This is a genomic window from Microbacterium oxydans (assembly GCF_006540085.1).
Lineage (GTDB): Bacteria > Actinomycetota > Actinomycetes > Actinomycetales > Microbacteriaceae > Microbacterium > Microbacterium oxydans.
The window spans coordinates 978,442-1,004,119 of sequence record NZ_BJOG01000001.1 but is presented as its reverse complement, the minus strand read 5'-3'; the positions used below and the strand labels follow the sequence as shown (position 1 = coordinate 1,004,119).

General features: G+C 69.5%; 25 protein-coding genes. 12 read left to right on the top strand and 13 right to left on the bottom strand.

What is annotated here, in order from left to right:
- A complete protein-coding gene (locus MOX01_RS04785; RefSeq protein ID WP_046747740.1) occupies positions 1 to 348 on the bottom strand; it encodes a DUF7882 family protein in 348 nt (115 codons plus the stop codon).
- 186 nt (positions 349 to 534) lie between these two features.
- On the opposite strand from MOX01_RS04785, the gene MOX01_RS04780 reads away from it, so the two are divergent.
- A complete protein-coding gene (locus MOX01_RS04780) occupies positions 535 to 1,014 on the top strand; it encodes an FHA domain-containing protein (RefSeq protein WP_046747739.1) in 480 nt (159 codons plus the stop codon).
- A 25-nt stretch (positions 1,015 to 1,039) separates the two neighbouring features.
- Entirely contained in the window at positions 1,040 to 1,591 is a 552-nt protein-coding gene (locus MOX01_RS04775) for a CinA family protein (RefSeq protein ID WP_058632364.1), read from the top strand.
- A 69-nt stretch (positions 1,592 to 1,660) separates the two neighbouring features.
- Here the strand turns inward: MOX01_RS04775 and MOX01_RS04770 are convergent, their stop codons facing one another.
- The 6 genes from MOX01_RS04770 to MOX01_RS04745 all read right to left on the bottom strand — a co-directional run bounded on the left by MOX01_RS04770 (position 1,661) and on the right by MOX01_RS04745 (position 8,223).
- Positions 1,661 to 2,749, bottom strand: coding sequence for an alcohol dehydrogenase catalytic domain-containing protein (locus tag MOX01_RS04770; RefSeq protein ID WP_052748693.1), 1,089 nt, complete (start codon positions 2,747 to 2,749; stop codon positions 1,661 to 1,663).
- Positions 2,750 to 2,760: 11 nt separating this feature from the next.
- Positions 2,761 to 3,468 carry a phosphonatase-like hydrolase gene (locus MOX01_RS04765; protein ID WP_141368609.1) on the bottom strand — a complete coding sequence of 236 codons (708 nt, stop codon included), beginning with the start codon at positions 3,466 to 3,468 and terminating at the stop codon, positions 2,761 to 2,763.
- Positions 3,465 to 4,604 (bottom strand): TIGR03364 family FAD-dependent oxidoreductase, encoded by a 1,140-nt coding sequence (locus MOX01_RS04760; RefSeq protein WP_141368607.1) that lies wholly within the window; start codon positions 4,602 to 4,604, stop codon positions 3,465 to 3,467. Before MOX01_RS04760 ends, MOX01_RS04765 begins: the two co-directional genes overlap by 4 nt.
- The gene (phnE, locus tag MOX01_RS04755) at positions 4,601 to 6,358 is read right to left on the bottom strand and encodes a phosphonate ABC transporter, permease protein PhnE (protein WP_141368605.1); all 1,758 of its coding nucleotides are present in this window, start codon (positions 6,356 to 6,358) and stop codon (positions 4,601 to 4,603) included. Before phnE ends, MOX01_RS04760 begins: the two co-directional genes overlap by 4 nt.
- A complete protein-coding gene (gene phnC, locus MOX01_RS04750; RefSeq protein ID WP_141368603.1) occupies positions 6,355 to 7,185 on the bottom strand; it encodes a phosphonate ABC transporter ATP-binding protein in 831 nt (276 codons plus the stop codon). The genes phnE and phnC overlap by 4 nt, the downstream gene beginning before the upstream one ends.
- A 108-nt stretch (positions 7,186 to 7,293) precedes the next feature.
- Positions 7,294 to 8,223 carry a phosphate/phosphite/phosphonate ABC transporter substrate-binding protein gene (locus MOX01_RS04745; protein WP_141368601.1) on the bottom strand — a complete coding sequence of 310 codons (930 nt, stop codon included), beginning with the start codon at positions 8,221 to 8,223 and terminating at the stop codon, positions 7,294 to 7,296.
- A 169-nt stretch (positions 8,224 to 8,392) separates the two neighbouring features.
- Here MOX01_RS04745 and MOX01_RS04740 point away from each other — a divergent pair, with 169 nt between their 5' ends.
- The gene (locus tag MOX01_RS04740; RefSeq protein ID WP_230977806.1) at positions 8,393 to 9,136 is read left to right on the top strand and encodes a GntR family transcriptional regulator; all 744 of its coding nucleotides are present in this window, start codon (positions 8,393 to 8,395) and stop codon (positions 9,134 to 9,136) included.
- A 254-nt stretch (positions 9,137 to 9,390) separates the two neighbouring features.
- On the opposite strand, the gene MOX01_RS04735 is transcribed toward MOX01_RS04740, so the two are convergent.
- Positions 9,391 to 10,533, bottom strand: a complete 1,143-nt coding sequence (locus MOX01_RS04735; RefSeq protein ID WP_061015719.1) for a sensor histidine kinase — start codon at positions 10,531 to 10,533, stop codon at positions 9,391 to 9,393.
- Positions 10,534 to 10,760: 227 nt separating this feature from the next.
- On the opposite strand from MOX01_RS04735, the gene MOX01_RS04730 reads away from it, so the two are divergent.
- Positions 10,761 to 11,417, top strand: a complete 657-nt coding sequence (locus MOX01_RS04730) for a response regulator (protein WP_230977804.1) — start codon at positions 10,761 to 10,763, stop codon at positions 11,415 to 11,417.
- A gap of 24 nt (positions 11,418 to 11,441) precedes the next feature.
- On the opposite strand, the gene MOX01_RS04725 is transcribed toward MOX01_RS04730, so the two are convergent.
- Complete coding sequence (locus tag MOX01_RS04725) at positions 11,442 to 12,875, bottom strand: HNH endonuclease signature motif containing protein (RefSeq protein WP_141368599.1); 1,434 nt, start codon at positions 12,873 to 12,875, stop codon at positions 11,442 to 11,444.
- Between the two features lie 117 nt (positions 12,876 to 12,992).
- Positions 12,993 to 13,856 carry an EamA family transporter gene (locus MOX01_RS04720; RefSeq protein ID WP_141368597.1) on the bottom strand — a complete coding sequence of 288 codons (864 nt, stop codon included), beginning with the start codon at positions 13,854 to 13,856 and terminating at the stop codon, positions 12,993 to 12,995.
- A 267-nt stretch (positions 13,857 to 14,123) separates the two neighbouring features.
- Between MOX01_RS04720 and MOX01_RS04715 the strand changes: the two genes are divergently transcribed.
- The 3 genes from MOX01_RS04715 (at position 14,124) to MOX01_RS04705 (ending at position 17,485) form a co-directional block, all read left to right on the top strand.
- On the top strand, positions 14,124 to 15,404 hold the full coding sequence (locus MOX01_RS04715; protein ID WP_058632355.1) for a M18 family aminopeptidase: 1,281 nt from the start codon (positions 14,124 to 14,126) through the stop codon (positions 15,402 to 15,404).
- A gap of 78 nt (positions 15,405 to 15,482) precedes the next feature.
- Positions 15,483 to 16,925 carry a purine-cytosine permease family protein gene (locus tag MOX01_RS04710; protein ID WP_061015727.1) on the top strand — a complete coding sequence of 481 codons (1,443 nt, stop codon included), beginning with the start codon at positions 15,483 to 15,485 and terminating at the stop codon, positions 16,923 to 16,925.
- Positions 16,922 to 17,485 carry a cysteine hydrolase family protein gene (locus MOX01_RS04705; protein WP_141368595.1) on the top strand — a complete coding sequence of 188 codons (564 nt, stop codon included), beginning with the start codon at positions 16,922 to 16,924 and terminating at the stop codon, positions 17,483 to 17,485. Before MOX01_RS04710 ends, MOX01_RS04705 begins: the two co-directional genes overlap by 4 nt.
- A 25-nt stretch (positions 17,486 to 17,510) precedes the next feature.
- On the opposite strand, the gene MOX01_RS04700 is transcribed toward MOX01_RS04705, so the two are convergent.
- Positions 17,511 to 18,221 (bottom strand): MBL fold metallo-hydrolase, encoded by a 711-nt coding sequence (locus MOX01_RS04700; RefSeq protein ID WP_141368593.1) that lies wholly within the window; start codon positions 18,219 to 18,221, stop codon positions 17,511 to 17,513.
- A 97-nt stretch (positions 18,222 to 18,318) separates the two neighbouring features.
- Between MOX01_RS04700 and MOX01_RS04695 the strand changes: the two genes are divergently transcribed.
- A complete protein-coding gene (locus MOX01_RS04695; protein ID WP_058632351.1) occupies positions 18,319 to 18,843 on the top strand; it encodes a TetR/AcrR family transcriptional regulator in 525 nt (174 codons plus the stop codon).
- Between the two features lie 32 nt (positions 18,844 to 18,875).
- Here the strand turns inward: MOX01_RS04695 and MOX01_RS04690 are convergent, their stop codons facing one another.
- Together MOX01_RS04690 and MOX01_RS04685 are read right to left on the bottom strand one after the other, a co-directional pair.
- On the bottom strand, positions 18,876 to 20,249 hold the full coding sequence (locus MOX01_RS04690) for a pyridoxal phosphate-dependent decarboxylase family protein (protein ID WP_141368591.1): 1,374 nt from the start codon (positions 20,247 to 20,249) through the stop codon (positions 18,876 to 18,878).
- A 40-nt stretch (positions 20,250 to 20,289) separates the two neighbouring features.
- Complete coding sequence (locus MOX01_RS04685; protein WP_141368589.1) at positions 20,290 to 20,979, bottom strand: TetR/AcrR family transcriptional regulator; 690 nt, start codon at positions 20,977 to 20,979, stop codon at positions 20,290 to 20,292.
- Positions 20,980 to 21,046: 67 nt separating this feature from the next.
- Between MOX01_RS04685 and MOX01_RS04680 the strand changes: the two genes are divergently transcribed.
- From MOX01_RS04680 to MOX01_RS04665, 4 genes are all read left to right on the top strand, one after another.
- Positions 21,047 to 22,087 carry an agmatine deiminase family protein gene (locus MOX01_RS04680; protein ID WP_141368587.1) on the top strand — a complete coding sequence of 347 codons (1,041 nt, stop codon included), beginning with the start codon at positions 21,047 to 21,049 and terminating at the stop codon, positions 22,085 to 22,087.
- Positions 22,087 to 23,802, top strand: coding sequence for an amidase (locus MOX01_RS04675; protein WP_141368585.1), 1,716 nt, complete (start codon positions 22,087 to 22,089; stop codon positions 23,800 to 23,802). Before MOX01_RS04680 ends, MOX01_RS04675 begins: the two co-directional genes overlap by 1 nt.
- Positions 23,803 to 23,863: 61 nt before the next feature.
- Positions 23,864 to 24,715: a tryptophan 2,3-dioxygenase gene (locus tag MOX01_RS04670; protein WP_058632347.1), complete on the top strand. Its 852-nt coding sequence runs from the start codon at positions 23,864 to 23,866 to the stop codon at positions 24,713 to 24,715.
- On the top strand, positions 24,715 to 25,677 hold the full coding sequence (locus tag MOX01_RS04665; protein WP_141368583.1) for an amidohydrolase family protein: 963 nt from the start codon (positions 24,715 to 24,717) through the stop codon (positions 25,675 to 25,677). The genes MOX01_RS04670 and MOX01_RS04665 overlap by 1 nt, the downstream gene beginning before the upstream one ends.
- The last annotated feature ends 1 nt before the right edge of the window (position 25,678 follow it).

The window sequence follows — 25,678 nt, the reverse complement described above, 5'->3', positions numbered from 1 at the left end:
TCAGACGGGCGGGGTCACCGGGACTTCCTCGGTGCCCGGCTCGGTTCCCGATTCCGCGGGCTCGGGAACGAGGTAGAGCCCGCTCGGAGCGTTCGCCGTGAAGGCGAGTGCCTCGATCCAGGCGCGGTTGACGGAGGGCTGCCTGCTGCCGAAGTACTTGAAGACCAGCGCGCTGCCGGGCTGGATCCAGACGGTGGTGCGCCCACCGCCCACGCTGGTGTCTTCTCGCCAGCTGAACGGGAAGGGCTCACCGCGACGCAGCTTGGCGGTGATGACGAGCTGCAGATGCGTGAGCGCCCGGTCCTCGATCTCGGTCTTCACGCTGCCTTCATAGACGAACTTTCCCATGCACTGCTCCTCGGTCGTGGCGGTGGGGACGACGGTTGCGACCCATTGTTCCCCAAACAGCCGACGGCCACACAGTCCCTCGGCGGGTGGATCCGATGCCGGGTCGCCACAGCGAAGTCAACCCCCTCGGCGAGATCTGGAGGGACGCATAGCCTCATTCCACTCGACCCCGAGGAGGGCACTGCCATGAACGACCGACACATCGATGACCGCCCGGACGAGGGCAACACCCCGGGCACCACGCACGCGTCGTGGGGCGCGGGAAACCCCCGTCTGCGCATCACCAGGGACGACGAGCGCACCGAGTTCGCGCTCGAAGACGATGTCGTCCGCGTCGGCTCGGCCGAGGGCAACGAACTGCGCCTCGCCGACACCGACCCGGTGCACGCCACGATCACTCACGACGACCGCGACGAGTACGTGCTGACCCTGCACGGCGAGGGCGAGACGAACGCGAGCCTCGGCGTGGACGCGACGCACGTGGATGAGAACTCCGAGACCCTGCGCACGGGCGCGCACTTCACGGCGGGTCCGTGGACCCTGGTGTTCGCCCGCGACGAGTTCGCCGATCACGGACGCCCCTACGGCGGCCGCGCGGGCGGAGAGTACTCGGACCAGCCGCTGCAGCCCCCTCGTCCGGACTACGACGAGAGCGAAGAGCGATGACGCTCGAGAACGGACGCTCCGCACGGTGACCGCTCTCGACGCTCTCGACTCGGACACGCAGAGCCACATCGCACGGTTGAGCGAACTCGCCGCCGAGCGGGAGCTCCGCATCGGAGTGGCCGAGTCGCTGACCTCGGGCATGCTCGCGGAGACGATCGGTGCCGGCGACGGTGCCTCCGGCTGGTTCGCCGGGGGCATCGTGGCCTACTTCACCGACGTCAAGGAGCGCGTGCTGGGACTGACGCCGGGAACGGATCCGTGCTCTGCCGCCTGCGCGGAGCAGCTCGCCGCCGGTGCACGGACCCTGTTCGATGTCGACCTTGCGGTCTCGACCACCGGTGTGGGCGGCCCGGAACCCCAGGGCGGGCACGCGGCGGGAACCGTCTATCTGGGCTGGGCCACGGCCGATGGCGACGTGGGCCACCGTCGACTGGCACTTGTCGGCGACCCGGAAGAGGTGCTCGCGTCGACCGTCGGTGCGGCCGTCGGCCTGCTGGCGTTCCACGCCGAGGGGCTGCGACCGCTGGGTCCGCGGCGCGGTCAGGAGAACGACGGCGAAGACCGTCGTCCGCGCTGACCACGGCATCGCCACGAGTCGCGCATCGTCACAGGCCGCAGCACCCCCGCCGGCGCGTTGGCCGCAGCTTCACTGGCCGGGCAGGAGTCCGATCCGCAGCGGCGCCTGTGGGGTGGTCGCCTCGCGCAGCGCCGCATCGATCTCGGAGAGCGGCCGCACCGCGCCAACGGCATCGGCGAAGGGATAGGCCCTCCCCCGGCCCGCGAGGAACGCCACCGCTTCAGCCAGCTCTGCGCCCGTGTAGTTGTGGATGCCCGCGACGGTGACGAGCCGGCGCACGATGCTCTCGGCGTCGAACGGAACCGGGTCAGCGGGGAACACGCTCCCGACCAGCACGACCGTCCCCCCGACCGCCACGCCGGCGAGTGCTTCCTGCACGGCATGCCCCGACGCCTCGATCACGACATCAGGATCCCGGTCGAGACGCGTCGCTCCGAACCGTGCGGCCAGACCCTGCCTGTCGACGTTCGGGTCCCGCACCTCCACGGTCGCCCCCTGTTCGGCGGCGATGGCTGCGGCGGACAGCCCCACGAGACCCGCGCCGTGGATCCGCACGGAGGCCCCGTCGAGGTCGTGGTCCTTCGCCGCTCGAGCGACCGCCGCCCACGCGGTGGCCGTGGCGCACGAGGCGGGCGCGAGCACCGCGGCGGGGAGCGCCTCGGGCACCCTGACGATGGCCGTCCCCTCCCTCAGCTGCACGTGACTCGCGAACGCTCCGGTGAGGTCGCCGTGCGCGCCGACGCGATCGTGCCCGTACTTCCCCAGATCACGGCATTTCTGCGGCAGCCCCCGCAGGCAGCGATCGCAGCTCGCGCAGGATACGGTCACCGACCACACCACCCGATCGCCGATCCGCAGCGGAGTGCCGTCCACGGTGCGCGCGCCGGCGTCGCCGATGGCGATCACCCGTCCGACGCTCTCGTGTCCGAGCACCAGGGGCGTCGGAGCGGATCGTCGTCCCCGCACCGTGTGCACGTCGGATCCGCAGATCGTCGACATCTCGACCGCCACGAGCGCGTCCCCGTCCGCGAGAGCCACTCCCGGTACCGCGATCGTCTCGTGCGGGTGGCCTTCGCCGACCCAGACCATCGCGGTGGCCGCCGGGCGCAGCGCGACGTCTCGGCGGTGGCCGGGCGGACGGATCAGCAGCGTTCCCATGGAGCGATCCCTCAGGAGGTGGCGACGAGCGGCAGCAGCTCGCGCTGGACGAGCACATCCCGCAACGCGCTCACATCGCTCAGCACGGCATCGGCTCCGGCGGCGCTCAGCGCCGGACGATCGTGGGCGCCGGTGAGCACGCCCGCGACGAATCCGGCGCCGGCTCGACGACCCGACTCGACATCGCTGACGGTGTCGCCGACGACCGCGATCGACTGGACGGATGACGCCTGCGTGCGCAGCAGGGCCGCCAGCACGAGGTCGGGCGCCGGGCGTCCGCGTCCGGCGTCGATCGGCGACAGCGCGAGGTCGACGAGGTCTCGCCAGCCGAGTCCGTCGATCAGGGCGTCTCGGGTCACCGGGGCGAAGCCGGTGGTGAGCACGACCTTCAGCCCGGCATCCTTCAGTCCCTGGATCGCGTCGGCGGCGCCGGTGATCTCGGAGACGCCCTGCTCGGAGACGATCTCGGCGTACGCGCCCTCGAACGCGGCAGTCGCGCGTGCCGCGGCCTCGGCGTCTCCGCCGGAGAGGTGAGTGAAGACATCGATCTTCGACTGCCCCATGGTCACCCGCACGTAGTCGAGCGCCTCATCCCACGGCATGCGGTCTGCGACGCCCGTGCGCTCTGCGGCACGCTGGAACGCCTGCTCCACGACGCCGTCGTCGAGCACCGTGGTTCCCGCCATGTCGAGGACGGCGAGTTCGAGAGGAGTGGTCATGATGTTCCTTCCATTGCTGCCGTCCACCCGAAGGCGGCGGCGAGGTTCTCTTCGGCGAGTCCGAGGCCCGTGGTCATCCCGATGCCGGTCGTCGCGGCGAGCACCAGCACACCGTCGTCGCCCCGGTCGATCAGGAACTCCTGCGGGCCCTTCGCGTACACGCCCTGCCAGCGCTCGATCACCCGCGGTGCGGGTGCGTCGAACAGCGCCTCGGCCTCGTCGAGGAACGCGGTGAATGCGGCCTCGGGCTGGAACGGCGCCGGGGAGAGCGCCGTGGCGTGCGAGTCCCCGATGATGAGCGTGCCGTCGGGGAGCTGCGTGTACATCTGGTTGAGGTCGATCGCTGCGAGATCGGGCCGCTCGGTGTGCAGACGCTCGCGCACCGCACGGGCCTCCGGTCCGTGCGCGAAGCGGCCGTAGCGCACGAGCGACCAGCCGGTGAGCAGGGGGGCCGCGAGCGGACGCGGGAACGACACGGCCGCCCGCATCATGTCGAGCGCGCACCGCACGACCCCGTGCCTTTCGGCGACCTCCGGGAGCAGCTGGTCGATGTCGTGGTTCACGGCGACGACGACGCTTCCGCAGGCGATCGGCCCCCGAGTCGTGTCCACCCGCCCGGCCCCCACAGCGGTGACCGCGGTGCGGAAGCGGAATTCGACACCGAGGGCGACCAGGTGGCGCACGATCGCGTCCGCCGCGGTGCGCGGATCCGTCTGCAGGTCGGTCTCGATGTGCGCGCCGCCGACGAGTCCCCCGGCGCGGAGCGGGGCCGACCGCAGGAGTTCCGAGGCTTCGAGCATGCGGATGCCTCCCTCACGGGATGCCGCCTCCAGCACGGCGAGCTCGTCGTCGTGTCTGGCGGCGACCAGCGTGCCCGACTCTCGCAGCCAGAATCCCGCATCCCGCGAGAGGCGCAGCCACAGGTCGCGCGAGAGATCGGCGTAGCGCCGCGCCTCGCCACCCTGCGCGCCGATGCAGAGGTGTCCGAAGTTGCGGATCGTCGCACCGACCGGCCCATCCGTGCGGTCGACGACGATCGCCCGCAGCCCACGCCGGACCGCCGCGTACGCCGCACCGAGGCCGACGATGCCGGAGCCGACGACGACCACATCCGCCGTGTCGAGAGCGCGATTCATCGGAACACCTTCCGCATCCACATGGCGAGACCTTCGACCACGAGCACCGTGGCGAGGATCATCAGCACGATGGCCGTCACGGTCTCGTAGCGGGACCCCTGGCTGGCGTTGAGCAGGTAGTAGCCGACCCCGCCACCGCCGACGATGCCGAGGATCGTCGCCGCACGGATGTTCGTGTCGAGCATGTAGAAGCTGTGGCCGATGAGCGCCTGTATGCCCTGCGGCACGGTCGCCGAGGTGTAGGTCTGCAGGCGTGTCGCACCGACGGCGCGCAGTGCGCGTTCCGGTCCGCGATCCACCTCCTCGAACGAGTCGGCGATGAGCTTGCCAAGCAGTCCGATGCCGCCGATCGCGAGGGCGATGACACCCGCCTGCGCACCGAGTCCGGTGATGACGACGAGCACGATCGCGAGGATCAGCTCCGGGATGCCGCGGATGCCCACGAGCAGGAGCCGTGCGGTCCCCCGCGCTCCCGAGCTCGGAGCGACGTTGCGGGCCGCGAGCGAGCCGAGCAGCAGCGACGGGAGCAGGGTGAGCACGGTCGCGGCCAGGGCGATCGCGACCGTCTCCCGCATCGCCTGGAACATGGCGCTCGCGTCGTAGTTGCCGAACGAGGGCGGCCAGAAGCGCGCCGCGACCTCGGGCAGCTTGGCCCAGAATGTGATGAGGTCCATCCAGTTGATCTGGCTGACCAGCACGCTTCCGATCACCACGAGCACGGCGACGACGCCGGCGATGGTGTGCCGGATGCGCTGCGCGGTCCAGGGGCGACGCACGGCGGTCTCCGGGCTGGCCGCCCAGGCGGGGCGCTCGACCTGGGTGGATGCGGCGTGCGCACCGAGGCGCGGATGCAGGATCCGGTCGATCCACGAGCGGGTGTGCTTCTGCTCGCCGAGCATCGCTCCGCGGACCATGCTCGAGACGATCTCCATCGCGACGCACAGGATGAAGATCACCAGTGCGATGCCGAGGCCCTTGCCGTAGTTGAGCGACTTGAACGCGTAGGACATCTCGAGGCCGAGGCCGGCGACGCCGACGTAGCCGAGCACCACACTGCCGCGCAGGTTGATGTCGTTGCGGTGCAGCACGGTGGCCACCCAGCTCGGCAGCACCTGCGGCAGGATGCCCGACGTGAACTCTTGCATCTTCGACCCACCCGCTGCGCGAATGGCGAGGCGGGGTCCTTCATCGATCTGCTCGATCGCATCGGCGAACATCTTCGAGATCATGCCGATGGAGTGGATGCCGATGGCGAGGATGCCGGGAAGCGTGCCGAGAGAGAACATCAGCACGAACGCCATCGCGAGGACGACGTCGGGCAGGGCGCGGGTGAGGACGCCGATGAAGCGCGCGGCCGCGCGCCAACCGTTGCCTGGAGTGGTGTTGGATGCGGCGAGATAGGCGATCGGCACCGACAGCACGGCAGCGAGGAGCGTGCCGACGAGCACCAGGCCAACGGTGAGGGCGATCAGCCAGGCGAGGTCGCCGGGCGCCGGGAACGTGAGTCCCCCGACACGGGCCATGAAGTTCTCGGCGTTGCCCCAGCTCTGCACCATCGCCGGGATCGAGATGTCGACGTCGCGGACGGCGAGGATGCCGAGCACCACGAGCGCGACCAGGGTGAGCGATGCCGCGATCCGCTCGGGCGAGATCGGGCGCTTCGGAGCGCGCTCGGCGACCGTCTGCCCGCCGCCCCGAGGCGCCGGGCCACCGCCGCGGGTGGCTGCATCCGTCGCGGAATCGAGGGCCGTCATGATGCGGCCACCTGCGCAGCCGCCTCCACGAGCTCCTCGGCCACCGCGCGGATCTCGGCGGTCGTGGTGGCGACACGGCCGTAGATCTCCATGACCTCGGCCTTGGTGAGGTCACCGGTCGGGGTGTCCAGCACCACTTCGCCGTGACGCAGCCCGACGATGCGGTCGGCCCACGAGATCGCGAGGTCGACCTGGTGCAGGCTGCAGACGACCGTGAGTCCTTCGTCGGCGGCGATCTCGCGGATCAGCGCCATGACCTGTTCGCTCGACTCGGGGTCGAGAGAGGCGACCGGCTCGTCGGCGAGCAGGATCGCGGGCTTCTGCATGAGAGCGCGGGCGATGGCCACACGCTGCTGCTGTCCGCCGGAGAGGGTGTCGCTGCGCTGGTAGGCGCGGTCGAGGAGCCCGACGCGGTCGAGGTGCTCGAGCGCGGTGAGCTTTGCCGCCCGCGAGTAGCCCCAGAGACCGAGACGCGGCCCGCGCACACCCGACAGAGAGCCGGTGAGCACGTTCTCGAGCACGGTGAGAGAGGGAACCAGCTCGAACTGCTGGAAGATGAAGCCCACGCGGCTGCGGAGGTCGCGCAGCGCCCTCCCCTTCAGCGACGGGACCTGGGCGTCCAGCACCTCAACGGAGCCCGCGGTGGGGATCTCGAGGCCGTCGAGGTGGCGCAGCAGGGTCGACTTCCCCGAGCCGGAGAGGCCCAGGAGCACGACGATCTCTCCGCGGGACACCTCGAGCGAGGCATCCTTCAGCGCGGTGGTCGTCCCGAAGGTCTTCGTCACGCCGTCGAGGCGGATGAGGGCGTCGGATGCCGAGGCGGTCATGTCGTAGCTCCTGTGTTGTCGTGAGTCGTGCGGTGGTGCCCTCCGTCTCGTCCGGGTGAGGCGGACGAGACGGAGGGCGCCGGGTGAGGCGAAGGGGTCAGGCCGGGCTCAGCCCTGGCACTGCTCCGCTTCGGTCTCCTTGCAGATGTCGCGGATCAGGTCGTAGTACGCGTCGTCGACCGGCTTCGTGGCGTAGAAGACGCTGCGGAAGGCGTCGGTGTCGGCGCCGTCGATACCGGCGGCGATGATGTCGTCGATCGTGATCTCGGAGAGGCCGTCGATGAGCTTCTTCGAGACGTCGTCGGGAAGCGTCGACGAGTAGACCAGCGGCGCGCCGGGAACCATCGTCTCGTCGACGACCTTCACCTTGTCCGACTTCTCGACCTCGGAGTCCTCGGCGAAGCCCGCCTCGCACTCCACGCCCTCGCCGACCTTGGTGACGCTGACGTCGTGCTTGCCCGCGAAGACCGGCGTGATGTCGGTCTTGGGGTCGATGCCGGCCTTCAGCAGGTTGTAGGACGGGAACAGGTAGCCCGAGGTGGAGGACGGGTCGACGAAGCAGACCTTCTTGCTCTTGAAGTCATCGATGCTCTTGATGACGCTGCCGGCCGGGACGATGGCCTGCGAGAAGTAACCGGGCTCCTGGCCTTCTTCGGTCACGATCGAGGAGATCGGGGTGAGCTTGGCGCCGTTGTTCGTGGCGGTGACGTACGTGAAGCCGGAGAACGACGCGACGTCGACCTTGCCGGCGACGGCGGCTTCGATCAGTGCGGCATAGTCGGTCGACTCGTGGTACTCGACCGTCTTGCCGGTGATCTCGGCGATGTAGTCCATGAGCGGCTGGTAGTTCGTCTCGGTGTCGACCGAGTCGGGCACGACACCGAAGACGAGGGTGTTCTCATCGACCGCGAAGCCGCTGGCCGAGGACGACTCGTCGGCGCCGGGAGTGCCGGAGGCGTCCGCCGAGCCGGAACAGGCGGCGAGGCCGAGGGCGAGGAGCGCGACGCCGGCGAGGGCGGGGAGAGCGCGAAGCTTCATGAGGACCTTTCAGGGTGTGAGGGGTGATCCACGGAAGACTCTGGCAGGTGATGAGCGCAGATATGTACCTAACTCGGAAGAGTTCAGGCCGCGTTTACCGGGGATTCGCCTGAGTGAACACTCCCGGAACGAGGCAACGCCGTTCAGGCTGACCAAGTAATGTACCTATGTGGCCGAAGCTGTGTACACCCAGATCGCCGACGACCTGCGCGCCCAGATCGCCGCGGGTGCCCTGCGCCCCGGGGATGACGTACCCACCGAAGCGGACCTCGCGGAGAGATGGCACACCTCGCGGGGGCCGATCCGCAACGCCCTGGCCGCGCTCCGCGGCGAAGGCCTGATCGAGACCAGTCGCGGTCGGCCGGCGCGGGTCGTCGCCAGGAAGGCGAGCCAGGCGGTCGACGTGTCGGTGCCGTTCACCCGCTGGGCCCGCGAGCTGGGCGTCACGCCGGGGGCCGAGACGCAGGAGCTGAGCCTGAGACGCGCCGGAGAGCTCGGAGCGGCACTCGGCGTCGACGCCGGGGACACGATCGTGAGCGTGGTCAGGCTGCGCCTGCTCGACGGGCGCCCCACCATGCTGGAGCGGCTCAACTACACCGAGGTCGCGGGCCGGAGGCTGTTCGAGGTGGATCTGGACGAGGTATCGATCACGGAGTACCTCTCGTCGGTCGGGCACCCCATCGTCACCCTCCAGCACGTGATCGACGCCGTGGCCGCTGACGACCAGGACGCGGAGTTGCTGCGCGTGCCGCGCGGGACGCCCATCCTGCGTCTCACCCGCACCTCGCGTGACGCGGAGGGGCGGATCTTCGAGGCCTCGGAGGACCGGTACCTGAGCGAGGTCGTGCGGTTCACCGTCGCCGCATCGGGGATCTCCACCGATGGCCACTACATGCGCGCAGTGGGCGGGTAGTCGCGCGGTACGGAGCGTCGCGCGGAAGGCCGGGAAGACAGCCGTTAACGCAGAAGGCGATCGCGAGCGCGCAAAGTGTTTCAGAAGCCAGAAAGACCGCGCTCGCGATCGCAGCGCTGGGGACGCTTTATCTGGGGAACCCTCAGAATATGGCGGACTGCAACTCGTTCCACAGTGTCGAACGTCGAGACCTCGCTAGACCTTCGTCTAGGTTCTCGCGGATCTTGGAGAGGGTGCTCACACACTCTAGGGCATCAGACGACCGGAAGTCGGGCCGACACGACCCAGAACCCGTCGACTTCGCCGGCGCTGAACTCGCCACTCGCTCCCATCACGCGCTCCGCCATCCGGCCGAGTCCTGTTCGACTCGACGAGAGTTCACGGCGCGGCGTCGTGGGGAGGGGGCTGCGCAGCGTGAGGTGCGCGACCTCGTCGTCCACGGCGAGGTCGATCAGCACCTCGCCGGGGCCTGCGTATTTGAGGATGTTGGTGGCGGACTCGCGCACGATGCGCGCGAGGACGATCTCGACGGCCCGCGGGATGCGCTCGTCGCTGGGATCGCCCACGCGGGCCACGGAGTGGCCCGCCGCTTCGAACTCGCTCTGCGCCTCGTCGACAGCCGCCGCGAGGTCGCCCGTCTGCACGCTCGACGACTGCGGACCGTCGTCGGCGAGCTCGATCACGAAACGGAGATCGGTCATGGCCTTGCGAGCGGCGACGCGGATCGCCTCTCGAGAGTCGGTGCTCATCTCGGGGTCTTCGAGCATCTGCACGTGCAGCGACACCACCGTGAGGTGGTGCGCGATGCTGTCGTGCAGCTCACCAGCGATCCAACGTCGCTCGGCGAGCACTGCCTGTCGTTCTTGTTCAGCCCGCTCTTCGAGTTCGCGCTCGAGGCGACTGCCACGGGCGAAGGCCAACCGAAGGGCGAACCCGACAGCTCCGGCCACCGTGGCGAAGATGAGGAAGAGACCGACGTTCACACCCGAGTCAGCAACGCCGTTGGCGACGAGAGCCGCAGCGATGAGGAACGTTCCGGTGTACGACAGGATCAGGGATGTCCATCCCAGCCTCATGACGAGCCCAGCCGCGACAGCGGCGGCGGTCAGAACCTGGGACTCCGTTCCCACGAGAAATGATGCCGCGAACACGACGCCGAGGGCGCATGTCGCGATGAGCGGGTTCCAGAGATAGAGGGCGAACGCTGCCGTACATGCGACGCTCACCAGAAGGGCTACCGGGTTGACCCCCGGTGTGGTGAAGAAACCTATGACGTCCGTGGCGATGGTGATGGAGACGATGACCAGGACGACGATCCGCTCTATCGCGCTGAGCTTCTCGCCTCGACCCAACCGGAACGAATCAGTAGATCGCCGGGGTGACTGGTCGAAGGCCATGGTTCACTATCTCCTATTCGCCAGGTACGCTAGCGGACGAGACCAAAAAACTTGCCAACCTGCTGCCAGAAAGTCATTACGTTCACCTCCATTATGTAGTCGTTCGTCGATGTCTGTATTCATCTTCTCGGCGACAGGAGCGGCGCACATCTGTCTCAGGTCTAGACCTTTTTGGCCAAAGGTCTACATGACGTCCATCAGGTGCCCGCGCCGTTAGGCTTCCCCCTATGCAGGAAATCCGTGTCGTGATCGTCGATGACGATCCCCTCGTCCGTTCGGCGTTGTCGCACTTCGTTTCGCGCGACCCGGAGATCAGCGTGATCGCGCAGGCAGAGGACGGTCTCGAGGCGATCTCCACTGTCGAGCGCGAACAGCCCGACGTCGTGATGATGGACGTGCAGATGCCCGAGATGGACGGCATCGAGGCGACGGGTGTCATCGCCGAGCGATGGCCGCACGTGCGCGTGCTCGCTGTCACCACGCTCGACGGCAGCGACACCGTGCTCCCCATGCTGAGCGCCGGCGCTTCCGGCTATCTGCTCAAGGACTCCAGCGCGGAGGACATCGTCACCGGTGTGCGCGAGGTGCACAGCGGGGCCAGCTCGCTGTCGCCGCGGATCGCTTCGATGCTGATCAAGCACGTCCGCGATTCGACCCCGGTCGCCGCCGACGCTGCCGCGCTCGAACCGCTCACGGAGCGCGAGGTCGAGGTGCTGAACTGCCTCGCGCAGGGAATGTCGAACGCAGAGATCGCGAAGGCGCTCATCGTCTCCGAGGGCACGGTGAAGGCACACCTCGGGCGCATGATGTCGAAGTGGCACCTGCGCGACCGCGTGCAGATCCTCGTGACGGCCGCACACGCCGGACTCGTCAACTTCCGCTGATCACCCACCCTCGTTTCAGCGCTATCACGCAGCTACGGTCTCGCGCTGCCGCGGAACACGCCAGCGACGCTCGGGATCCCACCATGCCGGGCCGCGGACCTGCGGGGTACCTCCCGCCATCCGGATCTCCCACCCCGATCGGTTCAGCGAACGGTGATGCCACCAGCACAGGGGCACGCCGTTGTCCGTATCGGTCGGTCCTCCCCTGGCGTGCTCGACGACGTGGTGGATCTCGCACCATGACGCCGGCACATGGCACCCGGGGATCAGGCACTCTCCATCCCGAGCGATGATCGCGCGGCGCTGGTGGACCGTGAACACCCGATCGATGACGGTCGTGCCGACGATCCGGCCGTCGTCGAACAGCACCCGCTGAATGGCGCCCGTGCACGCGGCCTGGATCGCGACCCCGATCGGCACCGGCGCCTGCAAGCCGACCGCGGTCGCCCACCCGGTGCCCGAGACGAGGTCGTCCGCGTCGGCGTGCACCACGAGCGTCGGGGACGCTCCGGCCAGTCGGGGCATGTCTTCGTGACGCGCGGCGATCGCCAGTGCTGCCGCCATGGCGTCGTGCCGCTTCTGCGCGGCGGTGCGCTGTTCGATCACGTTGCGCGGGTCGGAGTTCCACGGATCGGCGTCGGCGACGTCTGCACCGGACTCGGCTCCATCGCCCGATCGCTCGCTCTCCGACCGGAAGGTCACGCCCGGCTCTGGCGGGCCATCGGTCTTCGGATTGTTCTGAGCGTCGATGATGAGCTGCAGCTGAGCGGCCGCGTCGGGAAGGAGGTTGCCCCGGAGCGGATGCACCCCGTTGCGCAGGCGCCCGATGGTGAGGAATCTCCGATTCCGCGCCTTCGCGTCCGTCGGCTCGGCACCATCCGGATCGAGCAGCTGCGCGAGCAGCATCGCGTACTGCCGGAGGTCGTCAGGGGTGGCGGGCGGCCCTCCACCTTCGGTGCCCCCGTCCGCCTCGGGGAGTCCGCGTGCCAGGTCGGCCAGCGCAGCATCGGCCGCCACCCGTTCCTCCGCCCCGATCCGATCGCCCGCCTGCAGGACCGGCCCGGACGCCGCGAGCACACCGGCCACCCCGATCACGCCGTCGAGCATCGCCTCGCGGATCGCGGGGAAGCGCGCCGGGAGCCGCTCCCCCGTCGTCAGCGCCACCTCGCGCCGAACCGCCTCGGCCGCCTTCACCACCCGAGACGCTCCGGGTGCATCCACCCGCAGCACCCGCTGCAGGAGCTCGTTCATCGATCGGCATCCGGTCGCCTCGGCGAAGCGGGGCTCGGCGGAGGCGGTCGTCTCCACGACGACGGCCTCCACGCGACGAAGCGCCTCGCCAGCGCCGCGGAGCACATCCAGTCGCGCGGCATCGTCGAGTCCGGCGAGCTGTGCGGCGGACAGCACGGCGTCGAGGTCGGCGACGACCCGATCCAGAGCTTCCGCGAGGGGGTTCATACGTCCATCCCACACCCGACCACCGACATTGCAGGGTCGGAACAGTCCTGTTCAGAGGTACTTTCCTGGCATTCCGGAATACGCTCGATACCACCCGTCGATCCCGCGGTCGAGGGCTCACACGGCGAGGAGGACGATCCCGGTCACCACGACGAGGGATGCCGCGATCCGCCAGCCCCCGCGCGACTCCCGCAGCACGAACACCCCGAACAGACTCACCAGCACCACGCTGACCTCGCGGAGGGGCGCCACCAGCGCTACCGGGGCGATCTGGATCGCGGTCAGCACCAGGATGTAGGACAGCGGTGACAGGGCACCGAACGCGAGGATGCGGCGCCACTGCGTGCGCCAGAGCGCCCAGACCGCGTCCCAGCGCCGACGCACCGCGATCGAGTAGAACGGCACCTGCAACAGCGTCGTGCCCACCATGAAGGCGACCGGCGAGAGGTCCCACGTGCGCACCGCGTGCGCATCCCAGATCGTGTAGACGGCGATCGCGACGCCGGTGAGCACGCCGAAGACGATGCCGGGATCCATCCGCCGGGTGCCGGATCCTCTGCCCCGGTCGACGAGTCCGATGGCGACGACGCCTGCGATCACGGCCGCCACCCCGATCAGCGCGAGCACCGACGGGCGCTCGCCCAGCAGCAGCACGGCCACGATCACCGAGAGGAAGGGCCCGGTGCCGCGGGCCGTCGCGTACACCGTGGAGAGGTTGCCCTCGCGATAGCCGCGCTGGAGCACCGCCATGTAGCCGACGTGGAGCACCGACGAAACGACGACACCGAGGGCGAACGACCACAGATCGTCGGTGCCGAGACCTCCCGTGAACGGCACCGCGCCGATCCAGACCACGGTGCTGGCGACGGCGCCCCACCACAGGAACGGCGCGCCCGCTCTGCTGATGCCGTGCGCGATGATGTTCCACGCCGCGTGGGCGATGGCCGCACCGAAGACGAGGACGAAGGCGAGAGGAGACAAAACAGACCCTTCCGTCCGGCGCACGGCGCGACGAACAGGGTCCTCCGGGCTTTTGTCCTGTCAGATGACGGCTCTCCTGCGGAGGAGAGCCGTGGCGCCGCTCGGACCAGACGGGCGCGAACCCCGGAACCCTAGGCGCTATCGGGACCACCCTAACCCGCCGGGATGAACGGCCGGGAAACAGCGCGGGCGCGGGCCGCCGTCGTGGAGGACGCACGGAGACCCCGACTACGCTCGAAGGACCGCGCTCTCCAGGAAGGTCACGACATGCCCGTCACCCCCGCCGCTCTCGCCCACGCCGAGGACCTCGCCGATTTCGTCGCCGCCTCCCCGTCGAGCTACCACGCGGCGGCGGAAGTCGCCCGACGGCTCGAGGCTGCGGGCTTCCACCGGCTGCACGAGGAGGACGCCTGGCCGACGACCGGTGGACGCTTCGTCGTCGTACGCGACGGGGCGGCGATCGCCTGGGTCGTCCCCGAGGACGCTGCGGCCACGACGCCCGTGCAGATCTTCGGCGCGCACACCGACTCCCCGGGCTTCAAGCTCAAGCCGCAGCCGACGACCGGCTCGCGGGGCTGGCTGCAGGCCGCCGTCGAGGTGTACGGCGGACCGCTGCTGAACTCCTGGCTCGACCGCGAGCTGCGCCTCGCCGGGCGACTGGCACTGGCCGACGGCCGTGTCGTGCTGGCGGACACCGGAGCTCTGCTGCGTCTGCCGCAGCTGGCCATCCACCTCGACCGCGGTGTGAACAACGGCCTCGCCCTCGACAAGCAGACCGAGACCCAGCCGGTGTGGGGACTCGGCGACCCGACCGAGGCCGACATCCTCGCCGAGCTCGCCTCCTCCGCCGGCGTCTCGGCCTCCGACATCCGCGGCTACGACGTGGTGATCGCCGACTCCGCCCGCGGAGCGGTGTTCGGCAAGGACAACGCGTTCTTCGCGTCGGGACGCCTCGACGACCTCGCCTCGGTGCACGCCGGCGTGGTGGCCCTCGAGGCGCACGCCCCTGCAGCCGGAGCACCCATCGCGGTGCTCGCCGCCTTCGACCACGAGGAACTGGGTTCGGAGTCGCGCTCCGGCGCGGCGGGCCCCTTCCTCGAAGACGTGCTCGAACGCGTGTACGCCGGCCTCGGTGCCGACGGATCCGCACGCCGCCAGGCCTACGCGTCGTCGTGGTGCCTGTCGAGCGATGTCGGACACTCGGTGCACCCGAACTACGCCGCCAAGCACGACCCCGTGGTGCAGCCGGTGCTCGGATCGGGACCGATCCTGAAGATCAACGCCAACCAGCGCTACGCCACGGATGCGGTCGGCACGGCATCGTGGCGTTCCTGGTGCGAGCGCGCCGGGGTCACGACGCAGGAGTTCGTATCCAACAACAGCGTGCCGTGCGGTTCGACCATCGGCCCGATCACGGCGACCCGGCTCGGCATCCGTACGGTCGACGTGGGCATCCCCATCCTGTCCATGCACTCCGCGCGGGAGCTCGCAGGGGTCTCGGACCTGCACGATCTGACCCGCACAGCGCAGTCCTTCTTCGCCGGCTAGGCCCCCGCCGGCCGCACACCGCGGCGGGGCCGCCGCCGAAACCGCCTGCGACCGCCTCGGCAGTGCCAGGATGTGAGCATGACGGACATCAAGCCGGCCCTCATCGAGCGTGCGGGCATCGAGATCATCCCCGAATCCGAGCGGACAGCGAAGCCGCGAGACCTGTTCTGGCCGTGGTTCGCCGCGAACGTGTCGGTGTTCGGCATGTCGTACGGGTCGTTCGTCCTCGGCTTCGGCATCTCGTTCTGGCAGGCGACGATCGTCTCTGTCATCGGCATCGTCGTGTCGTTCCTGCTCTGCGGGCTCATCGCCATCGCCGGCAAGCGCGGCTCCGCGCCGACGATGGTGCTCTCGCGGGCGGCCTTCGGCGTGCAGGGTCAGAAGGTGCCGGGCATCGTCTCGTGGCTCACCTCGATCGGCTGGGAGACGTTCCTCGCGATCATGGCCGTGCTCGCCACCGCCACCGTTATCACCCAGCTCGGAGGTGATGGAGACAGCATCGCGCTCAAGATCGTCGCCACCGTGATCGTCGCAGCACTGATCGTCACGGCGTCCGTGCTCGGCTATCACACGATCATGAAGCTGCAGTCGGTGCTCACGTGGATCACCGGTGTCGTGACCGTGCTCTACATCGTGCTCGCCGCTCCGCAGGTGGACCTCGCGGTCGTGCTGGCCCGACCCGACGGCGGCGTCGGCCAGGTGATCGGCGCGCTCGTCATGGTGATGACCGGGTTCGGCCTCGGCTGGATCAACATCGCCGCCGACTGGTCGCGCTATCAGAAGCGCACCGCATCGGACGGGGCGATCGTCGCCTGGAACACGATCGGCGGATCGGTGGCACCGGTGATCCTCGTGGTGTTCGGCCTGCTCCTGGGCGGCTCCGACGAAGACCTCATGAACGCGATCGCCGCCGACCCCATCGGCGCGCTCGCCTCGATCCTGCCCGTATGGGTGCTCGTACCGTTCCTGCTCACCGCGGTACTCGCCCTCGTCTCGGGCGCGGTGCTGGGCATCTACTCCTCCGGGCTCACGCTGCTCAGCCTCGGCATCCGGATCCCCCGCCCGTCCGCCGCAGCGATCGACGGGGTCATCCTCACGGTCGGCACGATCTTCGTGGTGTTCTTCGCGACCGACTTCCTCGGACCGTTCCAGAGCTTCCTGATCACGCTCGGCGTGCCCCTCGCCTCGTGGGCCGGCATCCTCATCGCCGACATCCTGCGCCGCCGGAAGGACTACGACGAAGAGGCACTGTTCGACCAGCGCGGACGCTACGGCGCGTGGGACTGGACCTCGATCGGCACGATGGTCGTCACCAGCGTGATCGGCTGGGGCCTGGTCGTGAACAACTTCGCCGAGGACGCAGCCTGGAACAACTGGCAGGGCTACCTGCTGTTCCTCATCGGCGGCCGCGACGGCGAGTGGGCCTATGCGAACCTCGGAGTGTTCTTCGCGCTGGTGCTCTCGTTCCTCGTGACGTACTTCGCGAGGGCGGCGAAGATCCGGCAGCAGGAGGCCGCGTGAATGCGTCCGCGACCACCGACACCTGGCTCGTGGTGATCGATCCGCAGACCATCTTCGCCGCGCCGGATTCCGCCTGGGGGTCGCCGTTCTTCCCCGAGGTGATGCCCCGCATCCGCGCCCTGGCCGACGCGTTCGGCGATCGCGTGCTCGTGACCCGCTGGATGCCGACCGCCGACCGGACGACGTCCTGGGGTGCGTACTTCGACGCCTGGCCCTTCGCCGACCAGCCGCCGAGCGATCCCCTGTTCGCCCTCGTCCACGACGCCGAGGCGCTCTCGCCGCATTCGAGCATCGACCTGCCGACGTTCGGCAAGTGGGGTCCGGAGCTCGAGCGGATCATCGGACGCGGCGGGCACGTCGTGCTCGCGGGCGTCTCGACCGACTGCTGCGTGATCTCGACCGCGCTGGCCGCCGCCGACGCGGGCGCACACGTGACGATAGCGGCCGACGCCTGTGCCGGTTCGACCGCGGAGAATCACGCCGCCGCCCTGCAGGTGATGAGTCTCTACCCGCCGCAGATCACGATGAGTGACACCGCGACGGTGCTCGCGGCTCACTGACCCGCGCCGACCTGACCGCGGCGCCTCAGGCGGAAGCGCGGACCGCTGCGGCGATGTCGGAGGGGGAACCGTGCCAGGGCGCTCCGTGCCCCGGCAGCACCCACGCCGCCGACACGTCGGCGAGACGGTCGAGCGAGGCCAGCGCCTCCGCGGGCTCGTCGGTGAACGGTGCGGGTTGGGCGCCGGTGCGACCGGTGAGTACGTGACGGGTCGTCAGAGCATCGCCGACGAACACCGCGTCGACGGCGGGGACGTGCACCGCGATGCTCCCCGGCGAATGGCCGGGCATCCCGAGCACGACCGGCGCGCCCGGAAGGTCGATCACATCGGCGTCTGTCACCTCGGTCACGACCGACACGTGTGGCGTGCGCAGCGCGTTCTTGCGGAGCCCGTACGTGAGGAACCCGAGCGTCGGTCCGATCTTGGCCGGCCCCATGGGGGTCTTGGGCTTCTCGCCGGTGCGCACCCGATGGCTGTCGGCCTCGTGGATGAACACCGGTGCCCCGACCTCCTTCCGCAGCCGTTCGGCGAACCCGATGTGGTCGCCGTCGCCGTGCGTCAACACGAGACCGCGGATATCGGACAGGGGGCGCCCGATCGTCGAGAGCTCGCGCTGCAGATCGTGCCAGTGCCCGGGGAGACCGGCGTCGATCAGGGTGATCCCCTCCGGCAGGTCGATGAGGTAGGAGGCGACGATGTCGTTGCCCAGTCGGTGCAGGTGCGGTGCGAGCTTCATGGCTGATCCTCTCGGGATGATTGCGATGGCTACGATACGTAGCTATCATGGCTAATGTCAATAGCCATGGCTGTCCACAGCCGTCACAGGAGGATCGATGCCGACGCCCGAACGCACATCCACCGAGGAGATCGTCGCCGCCGGGCGGGAGATCCTCGAGGTCGCCGGTCCCTCCGGGCTCACGATGCAGGCCGTCGCAGAACGGGTGGGGGTCCGCGCCCCCTCGCTGTACAAGCGCGTGCGAGACCGTGACGCACTGCATTCCGCCGTCGCCGCAGCCTCGATCGACGCGCTCACCGCACGTCTCGAAGCCGCGGGCGACGACATCGGTGCGCTCGCGCACGCCTATCGCGACTTCGCGCACCGGCATCCGGAGGGCTTCCGCCTCATGTTCACGATCGCGGCCCCGCACGATGCCCTCGAACGGTCAGCCGCGCCCCTGATCCGCACCGCCTCCGCCCTGGTCGGGCAGGAAGACGCCCTCGACGCCGCGCGCTTCTTCACGGCGTGGGCCACGGGTTTCCTGCAGATGGAGCTGTCCGGGGCGTTCCGCCTCGGCGGCGACGTCGATCGTGCCTTCGAGTACGGCCTGCACCGTCTGCTGGCCGGAATCACCGCCTGACCTGCCCACGCTGCAGGTCGAGTCCGCCTCGCCTACCTCATGGTGTCGAGGATGCCGACGAGGTCTTCGAACGTGGTGAGCGGATTCAGGATCGCGAAGCGCGTGTTCGGACGACCGGCGTGGGAGCTGGGCACCACGAAGGCACGCTGCGAGTCGAGCAGAGCGGCCGACCAGCGGTCGTAGTCGGCGCGCTCCCATCCTTCGCGCTCGAACACCACGATCGACAGCTGCGGGTCGCGCACCAGCTTCAGTTCGGGGCGTCGGGCGATCTCGTCGGCGATCCGCCGGGTCAGAGCGAGACCGGCGCTCACGGCCTCGCGGTATGCCGTCACGCCGTACGTCGCGACCGAGAACCACATCGGCAGACCGCGCGGTCGACGAGTGAGCTGGATCGAATAGTCCGAGGGACTGAACTCGTCGACGTCGGTCAGGATGTCGAGGTACTCGGCGTGCTGCGTGTGCGCCCGACGTCCGCTGTCGGGGTCGCGGTAGATCAGGGCACAGCAGTCGAACGGAGCGAACAGCCACTTGTGCGGGTCGACGATGACCGAGTCGGCGCGCTCCACACCGGCGAACAGGTGCCGAGCCTCCGGGGCCAGCATGGCCGTGAGGCCGTAGGCGCCGTCGATGTGCAGCCAGAAGTCGAACTCGTCCTTGAGTGCGGCGATGCCGGCGATGTCGTCGACGATGCCGAAGTTCGTCGATCCCCCGGTCGCGACCACCGCGCAGATCTCGTCCCCGTGCTCGGCCAGCGCCTCGCGGACGCCCTCGGCACGCAGCACGCCGTTCTCTCCCGCCGGCACCAGCAGCACGTCGGCATCCATCACGCGCGCGGCCGACTTGTTCGAGGAGTGCGCCTCGACGCTGCAGAGGATCTTCCACCGGCTCGGCAGTTCCCTCCCCGCCGCGACCAGACGGGCTTTCGCCGCCTCACGGGCGGCCACCAGCGCCGAGAGGTTCCCGATCGTGCCGCCCTGCACGAAGACGCCACCGGCCGTGTCGGGGAGCCCGAACTCGCCGGCCAACCACGACAGCACCTCGTTCTCGGCGTGCACGGCCCCGGCCCCTTCGAGCCAGCTGCCGCCGTAGAGCCCGGAGGCCGACACGACGAGGTCGAAGGCGATGGCGGCCATGGTCGGCGCCGTCGGGATGAACGACAGGTACAGCGGATGACTCGTCGTCAGGCAGGCCGGGGCGAGCACATGCTCGAACACGCTGAGCGCCCGCGCCGCCCCCAACCCCGCGTCCGTGATGGTCGGCCCGACGAGGCGGTTCAGCTCGGCCTCGGACTGCGGCTTGTCGAGCGGCACATCGGCGGCGAGCATGCGGCGACGCGAGTAGTCGAGCACGGCATCGACGATCGCGGTCGATTCGGGCGAGGCCGCGTGCATGCGCACAGCATCCATGGGCGTTCCTTTACTTGTCATCAGGTCAGGAGTCAGCAGGTCAGGAGTCAGCAGGTCGGGAGTCAGCAGGTCGGGAGTCGGAGGATCGAGCACCGACGAGGGCATCGGGGGCGGCACTGTCCAGCACGGCGGACAGTGCGCGCCTGGCGAGGTCGGCACGGTCGCGTGGGGCCCACTTCACCAGCGAGTGCGCGTTCATGCCGTCGACCATCGCGAGCAGCAGCCAAGCGGCCGTGTCGGCGCGACCCGCTTCGATCGCCCCGTCGGCGGCTGCGCGGGCGAAGATCCCCTCGAGCGCGCTCTGCCATCCGTCCATCTCCTGCCGCACACGGGCGGCGAGCGCCTCGTTGCGGGCACCGAGCGCCCACGCCTGCACCCAGATGAGGGTGACGTCGTCGCGGTCGGCGTCGAGAAGGGTCTCGATCAGGCGCAGCAGACCACCGCGCAACTCAGCGGCGTCGCGGAACGGGCGTTCGTCGAAGGCGGAGATCACCTCTTCGCGCTCGGCCGCCACGATCGATCCGAAGACGTCGGCGACGAAGGCGTCCATCCCCGGTCGGTAGTGCGCGACGAGGGCGGGGGTGACACCCACTCTGGCGGCGATCGCACGGACGGTCAGGCTCTCCAGACCGCTTTCGCGGGCAAGGCCGAGCGCCCCCTCGAGGATCGAGTGATCGCGCTCCTGCGGCGACATCCGCCGAGCGGTCGCACCTGTTGACGTCGTCTTCATCAGGGGTTACCGTAACACCTGTTGATCGCATGTTCAATAGTCGGACCGGCCGCACGAGGAGACCACGATGAGCTGGCGCATGCCCACCGAGACCGCACGTCATGAGCGCACGTGGATGGCGTTCCCCGCGGAGGGAGAGACTCTCGGCGACACCGCAGCGGCGCGCGAAGAGGGCTATGCCACCTGGACCGCTGTCGCTCATGCCGTCGCCGAGTTCGAGCCCGTCTCGATGCTGGTCGACCCGAGCGAGCTCGCCAGGGCGCGGCGCATGCTCAGCAGCGGCATCGACATCGTGGAAGCACCCGTCGACGAGTTCTGGATGCGCGATTCAGGGCCCACGTTCGTGGTCGACGACGAGCGTCCTGGTGTCCTCGGAGCGGTCGACTGGATCTTCAACGGGTGGGGCGCCCCGGAATGGGCGGAGTGGCGGAAGGCCGCACAGCACGCACGCATCGTGGCCGGCGCCGTCGGTGCCGAGCTGGTGAGCTCCGCCCTGGTGAACGAGGGGGGCGGCATCCACGTCGACGGAGAGGGCACTGTGCTCCTCACCGAGACCGTGCAGCTCGACCCCCGCCGCAATCCCTACGCCGACAAGCAGCGGGTGGAGGCCGAGATGTCCCGCACGCTCGGCGCCACGAAAGCGATCTGGCTCCCCCGGGGGCTCACGCGCGACTACGACGACTTCGGCACCAACGGCCATGTCGACATCGTCGCCACCATCGCCTGCCCCGGGCGACTGCTGCTGCACGACCAGCAGAACCCCGACCACCCCGACCACGCCGTCACCCGCGAGCTGCGTGCCCTGCTCTCGGAGCAGACGGATGCCGCCGGGCGCCGCTTCGAGGTGATCGGGCTGCCCGCTCCGTCGATGCTGAGCGACGACGAGGGTCCCGTCGACTGGAGCTACGTCAACCACCTCGTCACGAACGACGGCGTGGTGGCGTGCGGCTTCGGCGAGGACAAGGCCGATGCCGCAGCACGCGAGATCCTCGCCGACGCCTACCCCGGCCGCCGGGTGGTCACGGTGGATGCACGTCCGCTGTTCGACCGCGGCGGTGGCATCCACTGCATCACCCAGCAGCAGCCGGCGCTCGACGGACTCCGCTGATGGTCGACGTGGTCGAGGCGTCCATCGCCGACCTGCGCCGCGCCCTCGAGACAGGGGAGACGACGGCCGTCGCGCTGGTCGACGCGTATCTCGCACGCATCGCCGCGTACGACGCCCCCGCCACCGAGACCGCCCTGAACGCGGTCGTCGTCGCGAACGCGGATGCACGGGACGAGGCCGCGGCCTCTGACGCACGCCGCGCCAGGGGCGAGGCTCGCGGTCCCCTCGACGGCATCCCGTACACCGCGAAGGACAGCTACCTCGTGCGCGGGCTCACGGCCGCCGCAGGGAGCCCGGCATTCGCACAGCTCGTCGCTCAGCGCGACGCCTTCACGATCGAACGGCTGCGCGCGGGGGGAGCGATCTGCCTCGGGCTGACGAACATGCCCCCGATGGCGAACGGCGGCATGCAGCGCGGTGTCTACGGCCGAGCCGAGAGCCCCTACAACGCCGCCTTCCTCACGGCCCCCTTCGCCTCGGGGTCGTCGAACGGATCAGGCACGGCGACGGCGGCGAGCTTCGCGGCCTTCGGACTCGGCGAGGAGACCTGGTCGAGCGGACGCGGGCCGGCCACCAACAATGCGCTGTGCGCCTACACACCCTCCCGCGGGGTGATCTCGACCCGCGGCAATTGGCCTCTCGTGCCGACCATGGACGTCGTGGTGCCGCACACCCGCACCATGGCGGACCTCCTCGAGGTGCTCGACGTGATCGTGGCCGACGATGCGGAGGTCCGTGGCGACTTCTGGCGCGCGCAGCCGTGGGTGCAGCTGCCCGCCGCATCCTCCCTCCGGCCGGAGTCGTATCCGGCGCTCGCGACGGAATCCGCCCTCCCCCTCGTCGGCGCCCGCATCGGCATCCCCCGGATGTACATCAACGCCGACCCGGATGCCGGCAGTGCCGAGAATCCCGGAGTCGGCGGCCCGACGGGCCGGCGCATCGAGACACGGGCGAGCATCATCGAATGCTGGGGGGCGGCGCGCCACGATCTCACCGCCGCGGGAGCGACCGTGGTCGAGGTGGACTTCCCCGTCGTCTCGAATTACGAGGGCGACCGACCGGGCGCGCACACCATCGCCACCCGCGGCCTCGTGTCACCCGAATACCTGCACCGCGAGATCGTCGACCTCTCGGCATGGGCGTGGGAGGACTTCCTCCGGGCGAACGGCGATCCGGCCCTGCACTCGCTCACCGAGATCGACGGGGCGACGATCTTCCCGCATCCGGACGGCGCACTCCCCGACCGCTACACGGGCTTCGACGACGACATCGCCGAGTACCCCGGTTGGGTGCGCGACAACCCCGGCGTCGGGATCGCGGACATGCCCGAGCTCGAAAGCGGTCTGCGCGGCCTGGAGGAGACGCGTCGCCGCGACCTCGAAGTCTGGATGGACGTGCTGCGGCTCGATGCCGTCGTCTTCCCCGCGGTCGCGGATGTGGGCCCGGCTGACATGGACGTGAACCCGGAATCGGCCGACCTCGGGTGGCGCAACGGCGTGTGGATCGCGAACGGCAACCTCGCGATACGCCACCTCGGCATCCCGACGGTCACGGTGCCGATGGGGCTGATGGGCGACATCGGCATGCCGATCGGGCTGACGTTCGCGGGACGGGCCTACGACGACACGAGGCTGCTGCGCTTCGCCGCGGCATTCGAGGCTCTCGGCCGACCGGGCACACGGCGCACGCCGCCGCCCCGCACTCCCGCGCTCTGAATCCCGGAGGCATGACATAACACTCCTGTGACGCTCGCCACGAAAGTGATATGTTCGGCAGATGCACACCGAGAACGAACGCGCCCTCGAATCCGGCATCGTCACCGACCTGTCTGGGCGCATGACGTACGGCTCGTACCTGGCACTCGACCAGCTGCTCACCGCGCAGCACCCGGTGAGCGAACCCGAACACCACGACGAGATGCTGTTCATCATCCAGCACCAGACCACGGAGCTGTGGCTCAAGCAGCTGCTGCACGAGCTGTCGTCCGCGCGTCAGCTGCTGGCCAGGGACGACCTGCGCGAAGCTCTGAAGCGCATCGCCCGCGTGAAACGCATCCAGGACGTGATGACGCAGCAGTGGTCGGTGCTCGCGACGCTGACGCCCACCGAGTACGCGCAGTTCCGTGGGGCGCTCGGCAACTCCTCCGGATTCCAGTCCGTGCAGTACCGCGCCGTGGAGTTCGCCCTCGGCAACAAGAACGCGAAGATGCTGAGTGTGTTCGCCGACCACCCGGCCAACCTCGCGCTGCTCACCGCCGAGTGGGAGAAGCCGACGCTGTACGACGAGTTCCTGCGCTTCGCCGCCCGCCGCGGGCTGCCGGTTCCGACGGAGATCCTCGAGCGTGACGTGCGGGAGCCCTATCGGGAGACACCGGCACTGGTGCCGGCGATCCGCGAGATCTATCAGGACCCGAGCCGTTACTGGGATCTGTACGAGGCCTGCGAAGACCTGGTCGACCTCGAGGACAACTTCCAGTTCTGGCGGTTCCGACACCTCAAGACCGTCGCTCGCACGATCGGCATGAAGGTCGGCACCGGCGGCTCCAGCGGCGTCGGCTTCCTGCAGCGCGCCCTGGATCTGACGTTCTTCCCCGAGCTCTACACCGTGCGCACGGAGATCGGCAGCTGATGCACGCTGCGACGTTCTTCGACGGGAGCGCGTGGCGCGAGGGCGTCGTCGAGCTCGTCGACGGGCGTGTGCGCCTACGTGATGAGCGCCCCGCCCCCGGACTCCCCCGCATCGGAGGTGTCATCACGGGCGGATTCACCGACCACCACGTGCACCTGCAGCTGGTGGACCACACTCTGCTGGCAGGGTCTCGCCTCGGCCGCGTGGTCGACCTCGGCGGAAACCCCGAGGTGCTGCGTCAGCTCACGCCCACCGCCCGGCGCCACGTCGAGATCGACTTCGCCGGGGCGTTCCTGACCGCTCCTGGTGGCTACCCCTCCGACCGGGACTGGGCGCCGGAGGGATCGGTCCGCGAGATCACGGACGCGGACTCTGCCGCAGCCACGGTCTCCGGTATGGCGGATGCGGGTGCCACCTGCATCAAGGTCACCAGCAACAGCGGCGCAGGGCCGGTCTTCACCGACGAGCTGTTCCGCGCGATCGTCCGGGTCGCGGCCGACCACGACCTCCCCGTCGTCGCGCACGCCGAAGGTGCGGGTGAAGCGCAGCGGGTGGTCGCTCTCGGCGCAGCCGGGCTCGCCCACGCCCCGTTCACGGAGCGCCTCGACGATGACGAGATCGTGCGTCAGGCGGCCTCCGCCTCGTGGATCTCGACGCTCGCGATCCACGACGACCCCGAGCGTGCGACCGCGATCGACAACGTGCGCCGGTTCCACGCCGCGGGCGGCACCGTGTTCTACGGCACCGACCTGGGCAACGGACCGATGCCTGTCGACCTGAACCCGCACGAGGTCGGTGCCCTTCGCGAGGCCGGAGTCGACGACGCGGCCCTCCTGCGATCGCTCGCCCCCGTGGATCCGCTCGACTCCGGATCGGTGCTCCTGCTCCTCCCCGTCAGCAGCTCCTCGTCGTTCGACCCCCTCGACGCCCGCCCCCTCACCCCCGCCGACCTGAAGGTGTGAC

What these genes read in the sequence shown, in the direction of transcription:
- MOX01_RS04785 (WP_046747740.1), bottom strand. Translation starts at nt 348, where the DNA reads ATGGGAAAGTTCGTCTATGAAGGCAGCGTGAAGACCGAGATCGAGGAC.
- MOX01_RS04780 (WP_046747739.1), top strand. Translation starts at nt 535, where the DNA reads ATGAACGACCGACACATCGATGACCGCCCGGACGAGGGCAACACCCCG.
- MOX01_RS04770 (WP_052748693.1), bottom strand. Translation starts at nt 2,749, where the DNA reads ATGGGAACGCTGCTGATCCGTCCGCCCGGCCACCGCCGAGACGTCGCG.
- MOX01_RS04765 (WP_141368609.1), bottom strand. Translation starts at nt 3,468, where the DNA reads ATGACCACTCCTCTCGAACTCGCCGTCCTCGACATGGCGGGAACCACG.
- MOX01_RS04760 (WP_141368607.1), bottom strand. Translation starts at nt 4,604, where the DNA reads ATGAATCGCGCTCTCGACACGGCGGATGTGGTCGTCGTCGGCTCCGGC.
- phnE (WP_141368605.1), bottom strand. Translation starts at nt 6,358, where the DNA reads ATGACGGCCCTCGATTCCGCGACGGATGCAGCCACCCGCGGCGGTGGC.
- phnC (WP_141368603.1), bottom strand. Translation starts at nt 7,185, where the DNA reads ATGACCGCCTCGGCATCCGACGCCCTCATCCGCCTCGACGGCGTGACG.
- MOX01_RS04745 (WP_141368601.1), bottom strand. Translation starts at nt 8,223, where the DNA reads ATGAAGCTTCGCGCTCTCCCCGCCCTCGCCGGCGTCGCGCTCCTCGCC.
- MOX01_RS04735 (WP_061015719.1), bottom strand. Translation starts at nt 10,533, where the DNA reads ATGGCCTTCGACCAGTCACCCCGGCGATCTACTGATTCGTTCCGGTTG.
- MOX01_RS04730 (WP_230977804.1), top strand. Translation starts at nt 10,761, where the DNA reads ATGCAGGAAATCCGTGTCGTGATCGTCGATGACGATCCCCTCGTCCGT.
- MOX01_RS04725 (WP_141368599.1), bottom strand. Translation starts at nt 12,875, where the DNA reads ATGAACCCCCTCGCGGAAGCTCTGGATCGGGTCGTCGCCGACCTCGAC.
- MOX01_RS04715 (WP_058632355.1), top strand. Translation starts at nt 14,124, where the DNA reads ATGCCCGTCACCCCCGCCGCTCTCGCCCACGCCGAGGACCTCGCCGAT.
- MOX01_RS04710 (WP_061015727.1), top strand. Translation starts at nt 15,483, where the DNA reads ATGACGGACATCAAGCCGGCCCTCATCGAGCGTGCGGGCATCGAGATC.
- MOX01_RS04700 (WP_141368593.1), bottom strand. Translation starts at nt 18,221, where the DNA reads ATGAAGCTCGCACCGCACCTGCACCGACTGGGCAACGACATCGTCGCC.
- MOX01_RS04695 (WP_058632351.1), top strand. Translation starts at nt 18,319, where the DNA reads ATGCCGACGCCCGAACGCACATCCACCGAGGAGATCGTCGCCGCCGGG.
- MOX01_RS04690 (WP_141368591.1), bottom strand. Translation starts at nt 20,249, where the DNA reads ATGGATGCTGTGCGCATGCACGCGGCCTCGCCCGAATCGACCGCGATC.
- MOX01_RS04685 (WP_141368589.1), bottom strand. Translation starts at nt 20,979, where the DNA reads ATGAAGACGACGTCAACAGGTGCGACCGCTCGGCGGATGTCGCCGCAG.
- MOX01_RS04680 (WP_141368587.1), top strand. Translation starts at nt 21,047, where the DNA reads ATGAGCTGGCGCATGCCCACCGAGACCGCACGTCATGAGCGCACGTGG.
- MOX01_RS04675 (WP_141368585.1), top strand. Translation starts at nt 22,087, where the DNA reads ATGGTCGACGTGGTCGAGGCGTCCATCGCCGACCTGCGCCGCGCCCTC.
- MOX01_RS04670 (WP_058632347.1), top strand. Translation starts at nt 23,864, where the DNA reads ATGCACACCGAGAACGAACGCGCCCTCGAATCCGGCATCGTCACCGAC.
- MOX01_RS04665 (WP_141368583.1), top strand. Translation starts at nt 24,715, where the DNA reads ATGCACGCTGCGACGTTCTTCGACGGGAGCGCGTGGCGCGAGGGCGTC.